The following is a 19740-nucleotide window of genomic DNA, read 5'->3' as shown; positions in this document are numbered from 1 at the left end:
ATCATACGTGCCGCTTTCTTGATCACCAAACGGCAAGATGTGGCAGGATCCTACAAGAGCAATAGAATACAGCTACAACGTGGACGCGGAGCGTCCAGGTCGGCGTTACCACGCGGAGCGTGGGAACGATCAATCATCCGACCTTAGCCCTGGCGCTCCTGTTCCATCTCATCCTGCGCTTCGAAAGCCTTCTGCCCCTTGATTTTCATCTCACTCACAATCACCGCCAGCACAATCAACGCCGCTCCTACCATCGCAATCGGCGGGAAGCGCTCGCCGGCAAGCCGCCCGACCACGCCCGCCCACACCGGCTCGCCGGCATAAATCAGGGTAGCCCGGGTCGGCGAAACACTCTGCTGCGCCCAGTTCATCGCCACCTGGATCACCGCGCTGGTCAAGCCCAGGCCCACCGCACTGAACAACAGCAACCACGAAAAGCCCGGCAATGCCTCGCCCATCGGCACCACCATCAGGAACGACAACAGCGACGCCGTGGCCAGCTGCACCACGGTTACCCGACGCACATCCACTTGCCCGGCATACGCGCTGATCAGAATGATTTCGGCGGCTACCGCCATTGCGCAGATCAGCGTGGCGATTTCACCGGGGCTGAAATTGAAAGAAGCGCCGGCCGGCCCGGTCAACAGCATCAACCCGGTAAACGCCAGCATGATGCCAATACTCGGCAGCAGTGCCGGGCGCCGCCCCAGTACCAGCCATTGCAATAACGGCACGAACGGCACATACAACGCGGTGATAAACGCCGACTGACTGCTCGGAATGCTCTGCAGGCCAATAGTCTGCAAGCCGTAGCCGAACATGATCGCCACGCCGATGAACACCCCGGCCTTCAACTCGAACAGGGTCAGGTCGCGCAAAGTACGCAAGGAAAAAAAGCCGACCACAATAGCCGCCGCCGCAAATCGCAGGCCGACGAAAAACATCGGTCCGCTGACGGTCATGGCATGCTGCACCAGCAAGAAGGTGGCGCCCCAGATCATAGTGATCACCACCAGGATGCATTCAGCTTTGCTGAAGCGATTGAAACGCGAAAGAGAGTTCGGGGCAGTCATGGCGGCTCGGTCTTGCAAGGGAAAGGCACGGACCGCACAATGCGCCGCACGCTGGGCAGTATACTGCGCACACCCACCCATTGAGCAATATAGTGCACAAAGAAAATCCACACCGGGCTTCGGTCCTGCAACACGTCAGCCAGAACGTGCGTCGCCTGCGTCATGCCGCCGACCTGAGCCAGACCGCGCTGTCGGAAAAGTCCGGGGTCAGCCGGCGCATGCTGGTGGCGATCGAGGCGGGGGAGAAGAATGTCAGCCTGTCGACCCTTGACCGCGTGGCCGAAGCGCTGGAGGTGGCTTTCAGCGACTTGGTCCAGGCGCCGGATGCGCCCGACCACAGCCGCATCAACGAACTGGCCTGGGCGGGCGAGATCGACGGCAGCAAGGCGGTTTTGCTCGCCAGAGCTCACGCCCGTCGCGAAGTCGAGCTGTGGGAAATGCGTCTGGAGCCGGGAGATCGCTACAGCCCCGAGCCGGACCCGGAAGGCTGGAGCGTGCAGGTGTTCGTGTTCGAAGGCAGCTTGACGTTGGTGGTGGGCGAGCAGGAAAACGCCATCGATGCCGGCGAATTCTTCATGTTTCCCAGCCACCAGCCTCATTCTTATCGCAACACAGAGGGTGTGGTAGTGCGGTTCGTGAGAAATATAGTGATCTGATTTTCACTTTTATTTATATCTGTCAACTGTCAGATTTCACAGCTTATATTCTTTGGGGAATGGAACTAGAGTCGGTGCTGCCACTCGATAAGTTGATTCATGCCAAACCAGTGAATGTTGGGTGGTTTTTATCATTTTATGGAGAAAATACTGATGAAATCCAAATACCTATCCAATGAAGAGCTGTTACTCGCTCCGCAAATTAGACCATCCGATGGCAAAAATGTGAAGTACAGCGAGGTGATCGGTGGCAACGGTCGGATTGTTATTCTACAATATTCAGGGATATGTGTAGGGCATACGGTTTTCTGGCGTGTGAGAGGGGACGGTACTGAACTTTCCTCCTTTGTAGTTGAGAAGTTGGAACCCGAATATGAGGTTGTTCTACGTTTTGATAGGGTATTCGATAAGGAGTCCGTGGTTGCCAGTTATACAGTTAGGGACACTAATGATAAAGTCTTTGGTTACTCTGAGGAACGTCGATATAAGGTGTTGAGGTAATCCTTGCTTACTATAGGCTGTGTTTTCAATACTCGGGGCCATCGCCCTGAGTATTCAAGTTGGGTATCGAATGAATCGGAACAAGGTCGTCGTCTTTCGAAAGGTCCAACTGTTTGTCCGGCAACAGTGGATGCACACTTTGCTGGTTTGAACCGCGCTATACGGGGTTAGTTACCAGCAATCTACTGATTTTACTGATGATTAAATTCAGGCACGACTCCTGCAAACACTCCTGTATCCCATCGGAGCCTGGAGTCGGCCCATGTCAGCCCACCCTCAACACCCTGCCCATCTCATCCGCTCGGACGCGGAGGCCATCGAGGTCGCCACTCGCCTGGCCGAACGCTTTGCCGTCGACGCCAGCGTACGTGACCGTGACCGTCGCCTGCCCGTTGCCGAACTCGACGAATTTTCCGCCAGTGGCCTGTGGGGCATCACCGTTCCCAAGGCCTATGGCGGCGCTGGGGTGTCCTATGTGACGGTGGCCGAGGTGATCAAGTTGATCTCCGCCGCCGACCCGTCCCTGGGGCAAATCCCGCAGAACCATTTGGGCGTGGTGGACATCCTCTTGCAAACCGCCACCGAGGAACAAAAACGTCACTATTTCGGCAAAGTCCTGGCCGGCTATCGGTTCGGTAACGCCTTTTCCGAAGCCAAGAGCAAAAACGCCGGCACCTTCGATACCCAGATTCGCTTTCATGGCGACACCGCGCAAATCAATGGCGAAAAGTTCTACTGCACCGGCGCGCTGTTCGCCCATATCGTGCCCACCGTCGGCAACAACGAACACGGCCAGGCGTTTATTGCCTTCATCGAACGCGATGCGCCCGGCCTCAGTGTGATCGACAGCTGGGATGGCTTCGGCCAACGCACGACCGCCAGTGGTGGCGTAACCCTCGACGGTGTGAGCGTGCCCTCGAGTGCGGTCATCCCCGCACACCTGGCGTTCGATCAACCCACCGCCAACGGCCCGATCTCGCAGATTATCCAGGCCTCAGTCGACACCGGCATCGCGCTGGGAGCTCTGGAGCAGGCGAAGATTCACGCCCGCCAGGCACGACCCTGGATCGACAGCCAGCAGGAGCACGGCTGGCAGGACCCGTTCACTATTGCCGCCATCGGCGACCTGGAGTGGCGCGTGCACGGCACCGAAGCGATCCTCGCCAAGGCCGGCAGAGCGGTCGACCTGGCCCTCGCCGAACCGACTGAAGACACCGTCGCCCATGCCTCCGTGGTCGTTGCCCAAGCCAAGGTGCTTTCCGCCGAAACGGCGTTGCTCGCCAGCAGCCAACTCTTCGAACTGGCCGGCACCCGCTCGGTGACCGGCAAGCACAACCTCGACCGCTTCTGGCGCAACGCACGCACCCACACCCTGCACGACCCGGCGCGCTGGAAGTACCACCTGATCGGCAACTTCGTGCTCAACGGCGTGAAGCCTGCGCGCCACGCCTGGAACTGAGGAACCCTGCCCATGACCGCACTGAATCAGGCGCGCCAACTGCTGGAAAGTACCCGACGTTTTGTCGCAAAAAGTGATGACCCTTACGTAATCAGCCGCTTCGGTGATTTGCAGATTCGCGTCGACGTGGCCGCCGCTTTGTTTGAACGCGCCGAAACCCATCCGAGCCCGGTCGCCTTGGCCGAAGCGCAAATCGCGGCTGCCGAAGCCCTCATCGTCGCCAGTAATGCCGAATTCGAACTGACCGGTCAACGCACCGCGCTGCCACCCACACTCGATGACCCGCTGCGTTGGAAATACCAGATTGTCGGCAACTACCACCTCAACGGAGTGCTTTGATGTCCCGTGAAATCCGCTTGAATGCCTTCGACATGAACTGTGTCGGCCACCAATCCCCCGGCCTGTGGGCGCACCCGCGTGACCGCTCGTGGCAATACAAAGACCTGGAATACTGGACCGACCTGGCGAAGATCCTTGAGCGCGGCAAGTTCGACGGCCTGTTTATCGCCGACGTGCTGGGCATCTATGACGTGTACAACGGCAACGGCGACGCGGCGATTCGCCAGGCGACCCAGGTGCCGGTCAATGATCCGTTATCGCTGATCACGCCGATGGCGCTGGTCACGGAGCACCTGGGTTTCGGTCTGACGGCGTCATTGTCGTTCGAGCATCCGTATCCGTTCGCCCGCAGGCTTTCCACCCTCGATCACCTGACCAAGGGCCGCATCGGTTGGAACATCGTTACCTCCTACCTGGAAAGTGGCGCCAAGAATCTCGGCCAGAAAGCCCAGACCGAACACGACGCACGTTATGACTACGCCGAGGAATACCTGGAAGTTTGCTACAAACTCTGGGAAGGCAGCTGGGAAGAGGGCGCCGTGCTGCGTGACCGCGAACGCCGGATTTTCAGCGACCCGAGCAAGATCCACGAAATCCGCCACGTCGGCAAACACTTCCAGGTACCCGGCATTCACCTGTGCGAGCCGTCGCCGCAACGCACGCCAGTGCTCTACCAGGCCGGGGCATCCAGCCGTGGCAAGCAGTTCGCCGCCGAACAGGCCGAGTGCGTATTCGTGGCGGCGCCGTCCAAGGTGCTGCTGAAAAAGACCGTGGCCGATATTCGCCGGCGCGCGACCGAGGCCGGGCGTGATCCGCGCAAAATCCTGGTCTTCAACCTGCAGACGGTGATCGTCGGCGAGACTGATGCGCAGGCCAAGGCCAAGTTCGACGACTACAAGTCCTATGTCAGCTACGAAGGCGCGATGGCGCTGATCTCCGGCTGGACCGGTATCGATTTCAGCCGCTTCAGGCCCGACGAACCGCTCAAGCATGTGCATACCAACGCCATCCAGTCGGCGGTGGAAGCCTTCTCCACGGCGGATCCGAACAAGGTCTGGACGCCGAATGAACTGGCCGACTGGGTCGGCATCGGTGGCTTTGGCCCGCTGTTTGTCGGCGGGCCGCAGACGGTCGCGGACCTGCTCCAGGAATGGGTGGAAGAGACCGATGTGGACGGCTTCAACCTGGCCTATGCGCTGACCCACGAAACCTTCATCGACGCGGTGGATTTGTTGGTGCCGGAGTTGCAGAAGCGCGGGGTGTACAAGACCGAATACGCCCAGGGCACCTTGCGCGAGAAGTTGTTTGGCGAGGGGCCGAGGTTGGGCGCCAATCACCCCGGCGCCGGCTACCGCGACCTCTCTACCCTACACAAAACCAATGTGGGAGGGGGCTTGCTCCCGATAGCAGTGGGCCAGTCAAAGGTGGTTTAACTGAACCACCGCCATCGGGAGCAAGCCCCCTCCCACAGTTGATTTGCATTGCCTGATAGAACCCAGCCAGCGGACCACCGCACGCCCACCCCTGATAGGAGCATCACCCCTATGAGCGTGCCCGAACCCAAAGCCGCCCTGGAACGCCTGCACCACTGGGCACAGCTCACGCCGTTGCACATCGCCCTGCGCCACAAGCGCCAGGGCCAATGGCATGCCTGGCGCTGGATCGACGCGTTGCGCGACGTCGAACGCGTGGCTGACGGATTGCGCCAGCAGGGCTTCAGCGAACAGTCGCGGCTGGCACTCAGCGGCGCATTTGAGCCGAACCTATTGTTGCTGGCGCTGGCCGCCCAATCCGTGGGCGGGCAGGTGCTGACGCTGGCCGACAGCCTGGAGCCCCAGGCCTTGCAGCAACAGCTGTGGCGCATTCGCCCCAGCCACGCCTACGTGCAGGGTCGCCAACCCGATTGGGAGTTCACCCAGCGGTTGGACTTCGCCCAGTTGCTTGGCCCCGTAGACCCCGCGCAACGCATCAGCCGCTGGTGGCACCCCAGCGGCGAAACCCTGCTGTGGAGCGAGGAGGGCACCCACTGGCAAGGTGGCCTCGCGGTGGTGTTGGAACAATGGCTGAACAGCGGCCACGGTCTGGCCTTCCCGGAAAGCCTGGCCTCGGCGCGGCGTGATCGCAGCGAAGTCGCCCCCACCGGTCTGCTGCTGTCGCCCGAACGCTTGCAGCACCTGGCCGACGACATCGAAAACCGCCTTGCCCCACGCGGCACCTGGCGTCGACGCCTGTGTGACTGGGCCATCGCCCATCCGCAAAGCGGCCTGCGCCGGTTGCTGAAGAATCGTGTGCGTACGCTGCTGGGCTTCCAGCGCCTGGGCTACATCTGGCAACCGCTTAAAGCCACTGCCGAGCCTACCTGGCTGGCCGAATTCAAACGGGACATTGCATGAGCCAGGCCATTCTCCAAGTGCGTGATATTTCGCTGTCGTTCAAAGGCGTCAAGGCCATCAACGCGTTGTCTTTCGAGGTGCGGCGCGGTGAGATCTGCGCGCTGATCGGCCCTAACGGCGCCGGCAAAAGCTCGCTGCTTAACGTGCTCAATGGTGTGTATCGCTTCGATGCCGGCGAGATCCTGTTCGAGGCGCAACGCTTGCATCGCATCGACCCGCTGAGCGCTGCGCGCAGAGGCATTGGCCGTACGTTCCAGAACAATGCGCTGTTCAAGAAAATGAGCGTGCTGGACAACCTTCTCACCGGCCTGTCGCGGCATATGCGCAGCACCTTCATCGAACAGGCCCTCGGCTTGCCCCGCGCGCGGCGTGAAGCCGAAGCGTTCCGTGAGCGCGCCCAGGGCATCCTGGACTTCCTGGAGTTGCAAGCCCATCGCGAGGTGCTGGTGGGCAACCTGTCCTATGGCTTGCAAAAGCGCGTGGAACTGGGCCGAGCGTTGATCGCCGGGCCCAGCCTGTTGTTGCTGGATGAGCCCATGGCCGGGATGAACGCCGAGGAAAAACAGGAAATGGCGCGCTTCGTCGCCGACGTGAACCGTGACCTGGGCACCACCGTGGTGTTGATCGAGCACGACATGGGTGTGGTCATGGGCCTGTCCGACCATGTGGTGGTACTCGATTACGGGCGCAAGGTCGGCGACGGCACACCCGCCGAGGTGCAGGCTAATCCCGAGGTGATTGCGGCCTACCTGGGAGTGACACATTGATGACCTTCTTCTTCGAAACCCTGCTCGGCGGCCTGCTCGCCGGCACCTTGTATTCGCTGGTCGCCATCGGTTTTGTGCTGATCTACAAGGCCAGTGGCGTGTTCAACTTTGCCCAGGGCGCGATGCTGCTGTTTGCCGCGCTGACATTCGTCAGCCTGCATGACCAGGGCGTACCGTTTGCCTTGGCGTTGCTGCTGACAGTGATCGTGATGGTCGTCGGCGCCTTGCTCATCGAACGCCTGGTGCTGCGGCCGCTGGTGAACCGTTCGCAGATCACCCTGTTCATGGCCACCCTCGGCCTGTCATTCATCATCGAGGGCCTGGCGCAAGGCTTGATGGGCTCGCAGGTGCGCGCGCTGGACCTGGGCATCGATGACGTGCCGCTGTTCGTCGGCCCGCTGATGCTCAGCCAGTTCGACCTGATCGCTGCGGCCACCGCCGTGGTGCTGGTGACGGTGCTCGCGCTGCTGTTCAACAAGACCCGTATCGGTGTGTCGTTGCGCGCGGTGGCGGATGACACCACGGCGGCGTTGTCCATTGGCATCAACCTCAACCGCATCTGGCAGATCGTCTGGGCAGTGGCCGGCATCGTCGGGCTGGTGGCCGGGCTGTTGTGGGGCGCGCGTCAGGGCGTGCAATTCTCCTTGTCGCTGGTGGTGCTCAAGGCCTTGCCGGTGCTGATCATCGGCGGCTTCACCTCGATTGGCGGGGCGATTGTCGGCGGGCTGATTGTCGGCGCGGCGGAGAACCTCGCCGAGGTGTATATCGGCCCGTGGATCGGCGGCGGCATCACGCCGTGGTTCGCCTATGTCGTGGCCCTGGCCTTCCTGTATATCCGTCCCGCCGGCCTGTTTGGCGAGCGCGCTATCGAGCGAGTCTGAAGCCATGTCGACCTCTGTTGCACAACCCACCGCGCCGCTGCTGCTGGTGCCGCGTCGCTTGCCCTGGGGCCTGTTCGCCTGGCTGGCGCTGGCGTTTATCGCGGTACCGCTGTGGGGCAATGATTATTGGCTCAATGCGATTCTGGTGCCCTTCCTGGTGCTGTCGCTGGCCGGGCTGGGCCTGAACCTGCTCACCGGTTACACCGGGCAGACATCGGTCGGCGCGGCGGGCTTCATGGCGGTCGGGGCCTTCGCCACCTACGGTTTTCTACTGCGCCTGCCGGAGTTGGGCTTGCCAGTGGCGTTGCTCGGCGGCGGGATTATCAGCGCGCTGGTGGGCCTGTTGTTCGGCCTGCCCAGCTCGCGGATCAAGGGTTTCTACCTGATGGTGACGACGCTGGCGGCGCAGTTTTTCCTTGAATGGTTGTTCGTCAAATTCCCCTGGTTCTATAACTACGGCTCTTCCGGGACTATTTCCGCCCCGCAGCTGACGCTGTTCGGCCACGACCTCAATACCCCGTTGGGCCGCTACTGGCTGACCCTGGTCACGGTGCTGCTGTTGACCTGGACCGCCGTCAACCTGGTGCGCAGCCAAGTGGGGCGCAACTGGATGGCGATCCGCGACATGGACACCGCCGCCGCCGTGGTCGGCATTCCGGTGGTGCGCTACAAGCGCCTGGCGTTCGCGATCAGCTCGTTCTATTTAGGCGTAGCCGGTGCGCTGTGGGCTTTCGCCTACCTGGGCACGGCCAGTGCCAGCAGTTTCGATATCAACCGCTCGTTCCAGATCCTGTTCATCATCATTATCGGTGGCATGGGCAGCATCGCCGGCAACTTCGTGGGCGCGGCCTTTATCAGCTTGCTGCCGATTCTGCTCAGCCACGCCGGGCAGGCGCTGTTCGGCGGCGCGGTGGATGCGGGGCAGTTGCAGAACCTACAGAAAATCATCTTTGGCGTGTTGATCATCGTGTTCCTGATCAAGGAACCCGAGGGCCTGATTCGCCTGTTGCACAACCTGCGTGAGCGTCTGCGGCAGTGGCCGCTGCGCTTCTAACCTTCCCTCAAGAGAATCTCCATGCGTGCATCCCTGAAACGTTCCCTGGTCGGCACCGCATTCGCGCTGGCGGCCTTGACCGGCGCCGTGCCCCAGGCCATGGCTTCGCCCGACCAGCAATTCATTCCCCTGGCCACCTACCGGGTCGGCGCCTATGCCTCCAGCGGCGTGCAGGTGTGGGCCGGGATGATCGACTACCTGCGCTATATCAATGAAGTCGAAGGCGGCATCAACGGCGTGAAGCTGGTGTGGCAGGAGTGCGAGACCGAATGGACGGCGGAGAAGGGCATCGAGTGCTACGAGCGCTTCAAGAATGGCTTGGACGGCGCGCCGGTCGCGGTGTACCAGCCCAACGGCGCGCCGGCGGCCTACGCACTCAGCGAACGGGCGGAAGTCGACAAGATCCCGCTGATCACCTTGGGTTACGGGCGCACCGAAGCCACCGATGGCACGGTATTTCCCTACAACTTCCCGGTGATGCTGACCTTCTACAGCGAGGCCTCGACCCTGGTGAACTACATCGCCGAGCGCGAAGGCGGCTTCGACAAACTCAAGGGCAAGAAGATCGCCACGGTCTATCACGACTCGGCCTACGGTCGCGAAACCCTTGGCCCATTGAAGCTGCTTGCTGAAAAGTACGGCTTTGAAAATATCCAGATCCCGGTGGCCGACCCCGGCAACGAGCAGTCGGCGCAGTGGCGCCAGGTCCGCCAGGCCAATCCGGATTGGGTATTCCTGCGCACCTGGGGCGTGTCGACCCCGGTGGCGGTGAAGACGGCGGCGCGCTTCGGCTTCCCGGTCGACCATATCATCGGCGATATCTGGGCCAGTTCCAGCGAGGACGTGTTACCCGCCGGCGTCGCCGCCAAAGGCTACCTGGCGCTCACGCCGTACCCTGCAGGCAGCGACTTCGAGATCCACAAACGCCTCAAGCAATACGTCCTCGACAAGGGCCACAGCGACCTCAAGGACCTGAAAAACTTCGGCAGTGTTTACTACAACTCAGGCCTGGTGAACGCCGCTGTGGCGGTGGAGGCGATCCGCACGGGCCAGGCCCGCTTCGGCAAGCGCCCGCTCAATGGCGAAGAGGGCCGCTGGGGCCTGGAACACCTGAATATCGACGATGCGCGCCTCAAAGACATGGGCTACCTGGGCCTGATGCAGAACCTCAAGCTGTCCTGCCGCGACCACGAGGGCGGCGGCTCGGCGCGGGTGCAGCAGTGGGACGGTGCCAACTGGGCGCTGATCAGCGACTGGATCGCCGCTGACCGTGCGCTGTTGCGTCCGCTGATCGATGAAAAATCCGCCGCGTTCGCCAAGGAAAAACACCTGACGCCACGCACCTGCAACGGGGATGAATAAACCATGAACCAGCCTGCCATCGAGCCAGGGCGCCCGGCGCTGCTGACGGTCGACGACATCGAGGTGATCTATGACGGTGCGATCCTGGCGGTGGCCGGGGTGTCGCTGAGTGTGCCCAAGGGCGCCATCGTTGCGTTGCTCGGCGCCAATGGCGCCGGCAAGAGCACCACCCTCAAGGCCATTTCCGGGTTGGTGCGGGCCGAGCGCGCCGAAGTCAGCCGTGGCCGCATCGAATACGCCGGCCACGACCTGGCGGGTGTGGACCCCAGCCAGCGCGTGCGCCAGGGCATGGTGCATGTGCTGGAAGGCCGTCATGTGTTCGGCCAGCTCACGGTGGAAGACAACCTGCGCAGCGGCGGCTTCGTGCGGCGCTTGAGTCGCAAGGAACTGGCCAGCGACCTGGAGCGCATCTACACCTGGTTCCCCAGGCTCAAGACCAAGCGCCACACCCGCGCCGGGCTGACTTCCGGGGGCGAGCAGCAGATGGTCGCGATTGGCCGGGCATTGATGACCCGTCCTGCGTTGGTGCTGCTCGACGAGCCATCGATGGGGTTGGCGCCGATGATCGTGCAGGAGATCTTCGCGATCATTGCGCAGCTCAACCGCGACGAGCAGGTGAGCTTTCTGATCGCCGAGCAGAATATCAACGTCGCGCTCACCTATGCGTCCCAGGGCTACGTGCTGGATACTGGGCGAGTGGTGCTGAGTGGCAGTGCCGCCGAGCTGTTGGCACGGGGTGATTTGCATGACATTTATCTGGGTAAACGCTAAGGGCGAACGTGCATGAGTGAATCCATCCGCAACGCTGATGTACTGACCGTCGGCGGCGGCCTGAGCGGTACGATGCTGGCGGTGCAGTTGCTGCGCCTGCCAGGCCGGCGGCGCATCCTGGTGATTGAGCCGCGCGCGGAACTGGGGCGGGGCGAGGCCTACAGTGCGGTCGAGCTGGGCCACACCTTGAACGGCAATGCGGCGCGCATGAGTGTCGACCCGGACAATGCCGATGACCTGACCCAATGGCTCACCGCCTACATTGGCGCCGGGGGGTGGCCGGAATCGGCCCAACAGCCCGTGCCCATCAGCGAACTGTTCCCGCCACGCGGGATTTTTGGCCTGTACGCGCAGCAGCGCCTGGCTGAGGCCAAGGCGCTGTCGGCTTCCACGGTCGAGCATGTCCGTGCAGAGGTGGTCGACTTACAGGTTGAGGCTGCCGGCACCTTGGTGTCCCTGGATAACGGCGAACGCCTGCGTGGCACCTTTGCGGTATTGGCCACCGGCATGTTCCCGGCGGCCCGCACGCCGCAGACCGAATCCAGCGGACTGAACGCTGCGGCGCTGGACCCGTGGGACGTGCAGGCCATGACCCAGCTCGACCCGCATGCGACCGTGCTGATCATCGGTTCCGGGCTGACCATGGTGGATGCCGTGGTGTCCCTTGAACAAGCCGGGCACCGTGGGCCTATCGAGGTGTTTTCGCGTCACGGTCTGTTGCCCCATGTGCGCCGCCAGCCGCCGGGCTGGGACGATTTTCTTGGCGCTGATCAGCGGCTGCGCAGCCCTCGGCAACTGGTGCGTGAGGTGCGGCGGCAATGCCGCATCGCGCTCGAGCAGGACGTCGATTGGCAGGCGCCGCTGGACACGGTTCGGGTGCATATTGCCAGGTTGTGGAGCCAGGCCAGCGACCGCGAGAAACGCCAGTTCGTGCGGCATGTGCGGCCGTGGTGGGAAAGCCATCACCACCGTTCGCCGCCGTTGAGTGCGCAGTTGGTGGAACGCTTGCACGCGCAAGGGCGCCTGCAGATTCACGCGGCGTCGTTCAAGGGGCTGGTGCCTTCGGCCAGCGGTGTGGCGATTCGCCTGCGCCATCGCGGCGAGCAGGCGCTCACCCAGGTGCACGGAGCGGCGCTGATCAACTCCAGCGGCATCGAATACGACTGGCGCCGCGTAGCCCGGCCGTTGCCGCAACAACTGCTCAAGCGCGGGTTGATCCGGCCGGGGCCGTTGGCGCTGGGGATTGCGGCGGATACGTCTGGCGCAGTGCTGGATGCCCAAGGCCAGGTGAGTGAGCGGCTGTTCGCCATGGGCCCGCCGTTGCGGGGTATGTGGTGGGAGAGCACCGCCGTCACGGACGTGGCGATTCAGGCCAAGGCACTGGCCTTGAAACTGACCCAAATCTAAATGTGGGAGGGGGCTTGCTCCCGATGGCGGTGGGTCAGTTAAAGCATGTGTGACTGATTCACCGCTATCGGGAGCAAGCCCCCTCCCACAGTTGGATCTTCATTTATCTTGAGGTCTTCACAAATCCTGGCTTGAGGCCGAACACCTCGACGCCTTGCGGCGTTGATTGCCCGGTCGTCACCTTCACCCGCTCCAATGGCTGGTCCATCGCCGCTCGGTACTCGACGGTGCTGTCCGGGCCGAGTGCCTCGCTCGGCACCACAATCGCCTGCGCATTGTTGTAAGTCACAATGGTCAACCGCGCGCTCATTCCCAGCCGCACCCGCTGCAATTGCTGCGGCGTGAGCCTGGGGATCGACAAGGTCACCGCAAACTGCGCGCTGCCCTGGCTGTCGTTGGCGATCGCCAGGCCACTGACCACGCTTACCGAACCGGTCAGGCGCTCACCGTCAAACCCATCGCCCATAACTTCCACCGCCTGCCCTTGATGCAGTTGGTTGATGTCCAGTTCAGAGACCTTCGCGACGATTTTCAAACGCTCGATATTGGCCAGGCCGAACAGCACCTGGCCCTGGCTGACCTTGCTGCCGGCTTGTACCGGTGCGTTGTTAGTGCTGCCGCCCTGGGACGAGGTGCTGATGCCGGGCGCGGGCACCACGATGCCGGAGAAGGGCGCCTTGACCTCCTTGCCTTCGAGCAGGGTGTGCAGGGCGTCATATTTGACCGTGGCGTTGGTCAGCTCCATATCGGCGATCTGCCGGTATACGCCCTTGCCCTGCTCCAGCGCCTGTTGCAGTTCACTGCGCGCCGCTGTCAGGTCCAGCTGTTGCTGCTGGGTCTGTTGCTTAAGGTCGTCGAGCTCGTTGCGCGGGATGATGCCGCGCTTGAACAGGTTTTCGCTTTCAGTGAGTTTGCGCTGGGTATTGCCGGCGGTCATTTCTGCGGTGCGCAGGCTGCGCCGGGCCCGGCTGACGGCGGCGCTGCTGTCCCAGTCCTGCATTTCCTGCACGGTGCGCCGGGCCTTGAGCTGGGCCGAAAGGGCTTCGCGCAGTTGCACTTCCAAGGTGGCCGGGTCCATGCGCAACAGCACCTGGCCGGCCTCGACGCGTTGGCCTTGCTCGACCAGGTTGGCCAAGACATTGCCGTCGAACGGCGCGGTGAGCGTAACGGTGGTGTCGGGCTCGATCTTGCCCACCAGGCCGATCTGGTGCACCAGCGGGTCGGGCTTCACCGCCAGCCATTGTTCACGGGTGGCCGGCCCTTCGGCCGGGCTGCGCAGCGCCAGCCCCACCGCTGCCAGCAGCACGATCAACACAGCACCCAGCAGGCGTTTGCGATTAGTAGTCATTGAGGGCGATTTCCCAGCTTTCCAGGGTCATGCCCAGCGTCAAGTCAAGCTGGGTCTGAGCGTTCAAATAGGCGATCAGCGCATTGAGGCGCGCGTTTTCGGCGTTGCGCAGGTCAGTCTCGAAGCTCAGCACCTGAAAGTTGGTGGAGCGCCCGGCGCTGAGTTTTTCCCGTTCGATCTCGATCTTGCGCCGCGACAGCTCCACGGCGCGCTGGGAGATTTCATATTGGCGCCAACGGGTGCCGAGGTCGCGCACCACGTCGTTGACGTTGCGTTCCAGTTCCTGGCGGGCGTCGGTGATGCGAATTTCCTGGTCCTCGACATTCACCCGCGCGCGTACTTCTGCCTGGCGCGTGCTGATGTCACCGATGGGGATCTGCACCTGTACCCCGGCGTAGCTGTCCCAGGTGCGGTTATTGGTACGGCCGTTATCGTTATCGTAGGCGTCGCGCACCTGATTCGCACCGGCCACCAGGTCCACTTGCCAACGCCCGGAATCCTTGGCGATCACCAGGTTCAGGTCGGCTTGCTGGCTGCCCAGCAGCGCGGCGAGGTATTCCGGTTGCTGGGTTTGCGCGAGGTTGAACGCCTGGCGCCTGTCGATTTCCATGGGCCTGGCCTCCAGGGCTTCGGTGGCGCGAATCGGCGTGGACAGGTCCAGGGCCAGCAGGCGCAGCAGGGCCAGGCGACTGGTATCGAGTTGGTTCTGCGCTTCTTCGACGCCCAATTGCTGGGTGGCGATGTCGGCTTCGGTCTGCACGATCTCGAACTCGGCCATGCGCCCGGCGCTGATCAATGCTTTGTTCACCTCCAGCAGGGTGTTGGAACGCTTGAGCGCATCTTGGACGATCACCTGTTGTTCCTGGGCCCGCAGCAGCTCGCGGTAGGCCGCGATGATCTGGCTGATGGTTTGCGCCACGGTAGCCTTGAGGTTGAGGCGGTTGGCCTGCTCCGCCAGGCGCGACAGGCGCAGCGGCGCCGTGGTGGCGTCCCAGCCGGCGCCGCGCATCAGCGGCTGGATGACGGCCAGGTCAAGGCCGTCGCTGCGGTAACGGCCGGCACGGTCGGCGTTGTTCAGTTGCTGGGTCCAGGCCATGCTCAAACGGGTGCCGTATTCGCCGAGCAGGCTGGTGGACGGTGCGAGGTTGGCGTTGCGCGCGCTGTCCTGGGAACCGCGTGTGCCACGGTAATAACTGTTGAGGGTGAGCTTGGGGTTGAACACGTCTTCGGCGACCCGCAGGTCGAACTTCTGCGCGACCCGCTGCAGGTAAGCGCTGCGGATCGCCGGGTTGTTGCGCAGGCCCAGGTACACGGCGTCGCCCAGGGTCAAGGTCGTCACCTGGGCGTTCAGCGATACGCCGCGGTCATAGCCGCTGCGGGTGCTGCTGGGCGCCGAGGGTTTGACGACCACGTCGGCCGCCATGCCGGGCAGGCTGACCAGCGCCAGCAGCAGTAGCCCCTTATTCATCGCGCAAGGCCTCCACCGGTTGCAACCGTGAGGCCGAGACCGCCGGGTAGATGCCGAAGAACAGACCCACCAGCAACGTACTGCCGACGCCCAGGGGCAGGGCGGCCACCGCCAGGGAAAATGCCCAGCCCGACAGCCACGCGTAGAACCAGGCGGCGGTCATGCCCAGTACCGCGCCGCACAACGCGCCGACGGCGGTCAAGGTGACGGCTTCGAGCAGGAACAGGTTGCGGATATCCCGCTGGCGCGCGCCCAGGGCCATGCGAATGCCGATCTCACGGCGCCGCTCCGATACGTTCATCAGCATCACATTCATCACCCCGACACCGCCGCCCACCAGCGAAATCGCGCCGAGGGCCAACAGCAGATAGGCGAAGGTGCGGCTTTGGCGGGTCATGCCATCGATCATTTGCTGGGGTACGGTGATGTCGACCGTGTGCTCGGTCAATTGCGGTTGCAGCGCGGCGGCGGCGTCCCGCGCCACACGTTCCATGTCTTGTCCAGGCTGGGCGCGGATGATCACATTGTTGATCTGCGGGCTGGCGAGGATACGCCGCATGCCCTCGACGGGAATGAACAGCGATTCATTGGCTTGTACCGGCATCAGCATCGCGCGGGGCTGGTTGTGCAGGATGCCGATGATCAGGAACAGGTAGTCGTTGATGCGCACGCGGTCGCCCAGTTTGAGCGGCTCACCGGGTGCGCCGAGCGCCTGGGCGACCTGGTCACCGATCACACCATAGGTTTCATTGGCATCGAAGGCGGACAGGAAACGCCCCTCGCGCAGCGCCAGGCGCATGGCGGCGTGTACATCCGGGGTGCTGCCGACGAAGTTGGCATTGGCGCTGCGGCCATGGAACACGATGGGCCCGCTGAACAGGCTGAGCGCGCCGATATGGGCGATGCCCGGCACAGCCTGGCGCACCGGTTCCAGGTCGATCTGGCTGCGCATCGCTACGTTGCTGGTGCCTTTGGGCGGGAACTGGACGACCAGGGTGTCGGTGCCCATGTCCTTGAAAATCATCGCGGCGTCGGTCGCGGCGTTATGGCCGATATTGATCAACGCCACCACCGATGAGCTGCCGATCACGATACCCAGCAGGGCCAGCACCGAGCGTTTGCCCAGGGTGCGCAGGCTGATGAACGCTTCATGCAGCAGTTGGCTCAGGCTCTGCTCGACCCGCAGGCTCATCGGCGCTGGTCCTCGTGCACCACGCCGTTGCGCACCCGGATCTTGCGCTCCAGCCGCTCGGCGATCTGCGCGTCGTGGGTGACGATGATCAGCGTTACCTGTTGCTCGCGATTGAGGGTGAGGAGCAGGTCCATGATGTCTTGGGCGGTGCTGCTGTCGAGGTTGCCGGTGGGTTCGTCGGCGAGGATGACCGAGGGCTTGCCGACCAGCGCCCGCGCGATGGCGACGCGCTGGCGTTGACCACCGGAGAGGTCAGCGGGACGATGATGGGCGCGCTCGGCCAGGCCGACTTGCTCGAGCATGCGCAAGGCCTGCTCCACCGATTCATGGCGAGATACGCCACGATAACTGAGCGGGAGCGCGACGTTGTCGAGGGCGCTGAGGCGCGGCAGCAGGTTGAAGCTCTGGAATACGAAACCGATCTGCTGGTTACGGATCGCCGCCAGTTCATCCGCCGTGGCGTTGAAAATGTCATGGCCGGCGAAGTGGTACTGGCCGCAGTTGGGCAAGTCCAACAGGCCGAGGATATTGAGCAGGGTGCTTTTGCCGGAGCCGGATGCGCCGAGGATGCCGCAGCTGTCACCGCTGGCGATGGACAGGCACACGTCATTCAGAATCGACAGCTGTTGCCCGGCAAGCTGATAGCTTTTGCCGATGCCTTGCAGGGAAATCAAGCTGGGGTGCGCGGGGGTCTCGGTCATTATGACTACGCCTGCAGTCTCGACGGTCTTGGGTGGCCCTGCAAATCTTTGTAACAAGTTTGCGGGGCTGCCGATGCCGTCACCGACTAGTTTAATTTCTTGTTTTTAAAAAATTGTTTGAATAGTAACCGCGTTCAATCCGCTTCGCCAGCTGTGGATGTAGAGCGGTTTGTTGCGTTGAGATGACGTTTGCGCAGGCCTCGCGAAGGGTTGAAAATCCGTTGGCGACCATGAATATTCTCGCATGCAAGGCTTTTGCTCATATGGCACCGTGTCATTACTTGCTTTCGAACGAAGGCCCCGGTATAAAAAATCAAATTATTTTTTAAAACAATATTTCCCCCGTGGAACCCTTATGGCCGCGAAGAAGCTCAGCGCTCCAAACATTACCAAGACTCGACTGCTGGATGCGACAGAGGCGCTCTTTATTAAGTACGGATATGACGCGGTTTTATTACGGCAGATTACCGAGCGCGCCCAGGTCAACCTGGCTGCGGTGAACTATCACTTCGGGGACAAAGACTCCCTGATGAAAACCCTGCTGATGCAGCGCCTGGAGCCGCTCAACGAGCAGCGCCTGGAATTGCTGGCGCGTTGCGAGGCCGAGTCCGATGGCCCGCTGGACTGCGACACGCTGCTCGGCGTGCTGTTCGCCCCGGCCATGGGCCTGGAACGCAGCGATCCAGCCAGCGGGGAAGGGCGTTCCTTTATCCGTTTTCTCGGTCGGGTGTACAGCGACACCTCGCCGTTTATCCAGGAATACCTCAAGGTGCATTACCAGCCAGTGTTCCAGCGTTTCTTCGAGGCGTTCGCCCTGGCATTGCCGGATTTGCCACGCAATGAACTGGGCGTGCGCCTGCAATTTGCGCTCAAGGCGATTTCCGGGGTGATGGCCGGCACTGAATTGCGCCTGCTGATGAACTCCATGAGCCTCGGGCGCCCGGCGACGGATGCCGAAGTGATGGCCAAGTTGATCACCCTGGTATCGGCGGCCATTCGTGTGCCGCAGCAGAGCGCTGAGGCCGAAACGGCCTTGGCCAAAGTGCTGGAGACCCAGCGGGCGATTCGTGAGCAGGCAACAACGCCTGCCGGCAAGGTTGCGCGCTAGGTCAAATCCAGGGCAAAAAAAAGCCCGCTGGGGCGGCGGGCTTGATATGCAACGTTTGTAACGGATGAGGCTTCACACTACGTCTCGGCTTGTGAATAAAACGTGAAAAATATGTAAGAGAAAGTGTGAATGCGTTAATGCGAGCAAATTTACCCAACGGCCTTCTCTAGATGTTCCAGCGAGGGGCACTTTTCGCCAGCCGCTGGCGCATCTGATCCACGTTATCCGCCAGTTGTACGGTCAACAATCGATAACCATCCAGCGCACTGTATACCGGTGCATCCAGTTTGGTTTGGGTGCCGCTGGCGGTATGGGGGCGTTGCAGACGCTCCGTAACGCCCGATTTCAACGCCCGTGCCATTCCCACCAACTGCACCCGAATCTGCCGATGCTCGGCCTTGAGCATCACGCGCATCCGCGCGCTAGCTTGCTCATCACGCGGGTCCGGTCGGGTATTGCCAAGAATCTCCAGGGTGCTGATGCACATGCGCAGGTGCCGCTGGAGTTTATCCAGCTCGGTCATGGAAATTCGCACTTCCTTGGACACCGACGGCATCAGCGAGCGCAGTTGCAGCATGGCCGCGTTCAAGCGGTTGAGCAGTTTGAGGTGTTCGTCATCGGTGACCGATTGGCCATTGATGATCCGGCTGTAGATCGCTGCACAATCGCGCAAGGCACTGGCCAGGTTGTAGCGCCATGAGTACACCGCGTACAACGGCAGGGCGAAGGAAAACGCCAGGGCCAGCGCGATGCCGATCAGGATGTCGACGGTGCGCCACAACCCATCCGAGATCGGGTTGTCGCCGTGCCCGGCCACGATAAACACCGTGATCGCCGACAGCAGCGCGATATAGCCGCCCTTGCCGATGGCGTGGTAGGAAAAGAACCCACACACCGCCGACATCAATAAGTAGGTGAGCAGCGGCATACCCAGCCAGGCATGTTGCACCACCACCAACAAGCCAACGCTGGCCCCGATCAACGTACCGTAGGCGCGTTCCACGGCTTTCTTGCCGATATTGCCGTGGTGCTGCAACCCGCCGATCACGATCAGCATGGTCACCGACGCCCACTCACCATGGGGCAGGTTGATGCCGGTGGTCAGCAGGATCGTTGCCAGCAAGCCGATGGACACGCGTACCGCGTGGATCAGCTTGGCATGGCGATAGCGCCGGTACGGGTCGAGCACAGGGCGCAGCAGGCGCCGGGCGAGCATAGGCAGGTTCATCGGTAGTAAAGGGGCCTCGATTGCAGGAGCGC

At 62.2% G+C, this 19740-nt stretch carries 19 protein-coding genes; 13 read left to right on the top strand and 6 right to left on the bottom strand.

The genetic code is table 11. The features are described from left to right. Positions 1–143: 143 nt before the first annotated feature. Positions 144–1073, bottom strand: a complete 930-nt coding sequence (locus C4J85_RS16715) for a DMT family transporter (protein ID WP_124410250.1) — start codon at positions 1071–1073, stop codon at positions 144–146. A gap of 92 nt (positions 1074–1165) precedes the next feature. Here C4J85_RS16715 and C4J85_RS16710 point away from each other — a divergent pair, with 92 nt between their 5' ends. The 12 genes from C4J85_RS16710 to C4J85_RS16655 all read left to right on the top strand — a co-directional run bounded on the left by C4J85_RS16710 (position 1166) and on the right by C4J85_RS16655 (position 12663). Further along, complete coding sequence (locus tag C4J85_RS16710; RefSeq protein ID WP_124410249.1) at positions 1166–1729, top strand: helix-turn-helix domain-containing protein; 564 nt, start codon at positions 1166–1168, stop codon at positions 1727–1729. A gap of 153 nt (positions 1730–1882) precedes the next feature. Continuing rightward, positions 1883–2230 (top strand): hypothetical protein, encoded by a 348-nt coding sequence (locus tag C4J85_RS16705; RefSeq protein ID WP_124410248.1) that lies wholly within the window; start codon positions 1883–1885, stop codon positions 2228–2230. 262 nt (positions 2231–2492) lie between these two features. Then, positions 2493–3689 carry an SfnB family sulfur acquisition oxidoreductase gene (locus C4J85_RS16700; RefSeq protein ID WP_124410247.1) on the top strand — a complete coding sequence of 399 codons (1197 nt, stop codon included), beginning with the start codon at positions 2493–2495 and terminating at the stop codon, positions 3687–3689. Positions 3690–3701: 12 nt separating this feature from the next. Continuing rightward, complete coding sequence (locus C4J85_RS16695; protein WP_124367447.1) at positions 3702–4028, top strand: acyl-CoA dehydrogenase; 327 nt, start codon at positions 3702–3704, stop codon at positions 4026–4028. Continuing rightward, the gene (locus C4J85_RS16690; protein ID WP_124410246.1) at positions 4028–5461 is read left to right on the top strand and encodes an LLM class flavin-dependent oxidoreductase; all 1434 of its coding nucleotides are present in this window, start codon (positions 4028–4030) and stop codon (positions 5459–5461) included. The genes C4J85_RS16695 and C4J85_RS16690 overlap by 1 nt, the downstream gene beginning before the upstream one ends. A 111-nt stretch (positions 5462–5572) precedes the next feature. Next, on the top strand, positions 5573–6421 hold the full coding sequence (locus C4J85_RS16685) for an AMP-binding protein (protein WP_124410245.1): 849 nt from the start codon (positions 5573–5575) through the stop codon (positions 6419–6421). After that, positions 6418–7188, top strand: a complete 771-nt coding sequence (locus C4J85_RS16680; protein ID WP_124371091.1) for an ABC transporter ATP-binding protein — start codon at positions 6418–6420, stop codon at positions 7186–7188. The genes C4J85_RS16685 and C4J85_RS16680 overlap by 4 nt, the downstream gene beginning before the upstream one ends. After that, positions 7188–8069: a branched-chain amino acid ABC transporter permease gene (locus C4J85_RS16675; protein ID WP_124367443.1), complete on the top strand. Its 882-nt coding sequence runs from the start codon at positions 7188–7190 to the stop codon at positions 8067–8069. The genes C4J85_RS16680 and C4J85_RS16675 overlap by 1 nt, the downstream gene beginning before the upstream one ends. A gap of 4 nt (positions 8070–8073) precedes the next feature. Continuing rightward, positions 8074–9123 (top strand): branched-chain amino acid ABC transporter permease, encoded by a 1050-nt coding sequence (locus C4J85_RS16670; protein WP_124407570.1) that lies wholly within the window; start codon positions 8074–8076, stop codon positions 9121–9123. Positions 9124–9144: 21 nt separating this feature from the next. Next, positions 9145–10485 carry an ABC transporter substrate-binding protein gene (locus tag C4J85_RS16665; RefSeq protein WP_124407569.1) on the top strand — a complete coding sequence of 447 codons (1341 nt, stop codon included), beginning with the start codon at positions 9145–9147 and terminating at the stop codon, positions 10483–10485. A gap of 3 nt (positions 10486–10488) precedes the next feature. After that, positions 10489–11256, top strand: coding sequence for an ABC transporter ATP-binding protein (locus tag C4J85_RS16660; RefSeq protein WP_124371088.1), 768 nt, complete (start codon positions 10489–10491; stop codon positions 11254–11256). 12 nt (positions 11257–11268) lie between these two features. Beyond that, positions 11269–12663 carry an FAD/NAD(P)-binding protein gene (locus C4J85_RS16655; RefSeq protein ID WP_124410244.1) on the top strand — a complete coding sequence of 465 codons (1395 nt, stop codon included), beginning with the start codon at positions 11269–11271 and terminating at the stop codon, positions 12661–12663. A 103-nt stretch (positions 12664–12766) separates the two neighbouring features. Here C4J85_RS16655 and C4J85_RS16650 read toward each other — a convergent pair whose 3' ends face one another. The 4 genes from C4J85_RS16650 to C4J85_RS16635 are packed head-to-tail and all read right to left on the bottom strand — an operon-like array spanning position 12767 to position 17372. After that, positions 12767–14011 carry an efflux RND transporter periplasmic adaptor subunit gene (locus C4J85_RS16650; RefSeq protein WP_124410243.1) on the bottom strand — a complete coding sequence of 415 codons (1245 nt, stop codon included), beginning with the start codon at positions 14009–14011 and terminating at the stop codon, positions 12767–12769. Further along, positions 14001–15479, bottom strand: a complete 1479-nt coding sequence (locus C4J85_RS16645) for a TolC family protein (RefSeq protein WP_124410242.1) — start codon at positions 15477–15479, stop codon at positions 14001–14003. Before C4J85_RS16645 ends, C4J85_RS16650 begins: the two co-directional genes overlap by 11 nt. After that, positions 15472–16671, bottom strand: coding sequence for an ABC transporter permease (locus C4J85_RS16640; RefSeq protein WP_124367436.1), 1200 nt, complete (start codon positions 16669–16671; stop codon positions 15472–15474). Before C4J85_RS16640 ends, C4J85_RS16645 begins: the two co-directional genes overlap by 8 nt. After that, positions 16668–17372 (bottom strand): ABC transporter ATP-binding protein, encoded by a 705-nt coding sequence (locus C4J85_RS16635; protein ID WP_124410241.1) that lies wholly within the window; start codon positions 17370–17372, stop codon positions 16668–16670. The genes C4J85_RS16640 and C4J85_RS16635 overlap by 4 nt, the downstream gene beginning before the upstream one ends. Before the next feature lie 355 nt (positions 17373–17727). Here C4J85_RS16635 and C4J85_RS16630 point away from each other — a divergent pair, with 355 nt between their 5' ends. Further along, positions 17728–18480 carry a TetR/AcrR family transcriptional regulator gene (locus tag C4J85_RS16630; RefSeq protein ID WP_124367434.1) on the top strand — a complete coding sequence of 251 codons (753 nt, stop codon included), beginning with the start codon at positions 17728–17730 and terminating at the stop codon, positions 18478–18480. Between the two features lie 166 nt (positions 18481–18646). On the opposite strand, the gene C4J85_RS16625 is transcribed toward C4J85_RS16630, so the two are convergent. Beyond that, on the bottom strand, positions 18647–19708 hold the full coding sequence (locus tag C4J85_RS16625; protein ID WP_124410240.1) for an FUSC family protein: 1062 nt from the start codon (positions 19706–19708) through the stop codon (positions 18647–18649). Between the last annotated feature and the right edge of the window lie 32 nt (positions 19709–19740).

It is taken from the genome of Pseudomonas sp. R4-34-07 (genome assembly GCF_003852375.1).
Taxonomy (GTDB): Bacteria; Pseudomonadota; Gammaproteobacteria; order Pseudomonadales; family Pseudomonadaceae; genus Aquipseudomonas.
The sequence above is the reverse complement of the archived record's forward strand: the minus strand, read 5'-3'. Positions and strand labels throughout refer to the sequence as shown.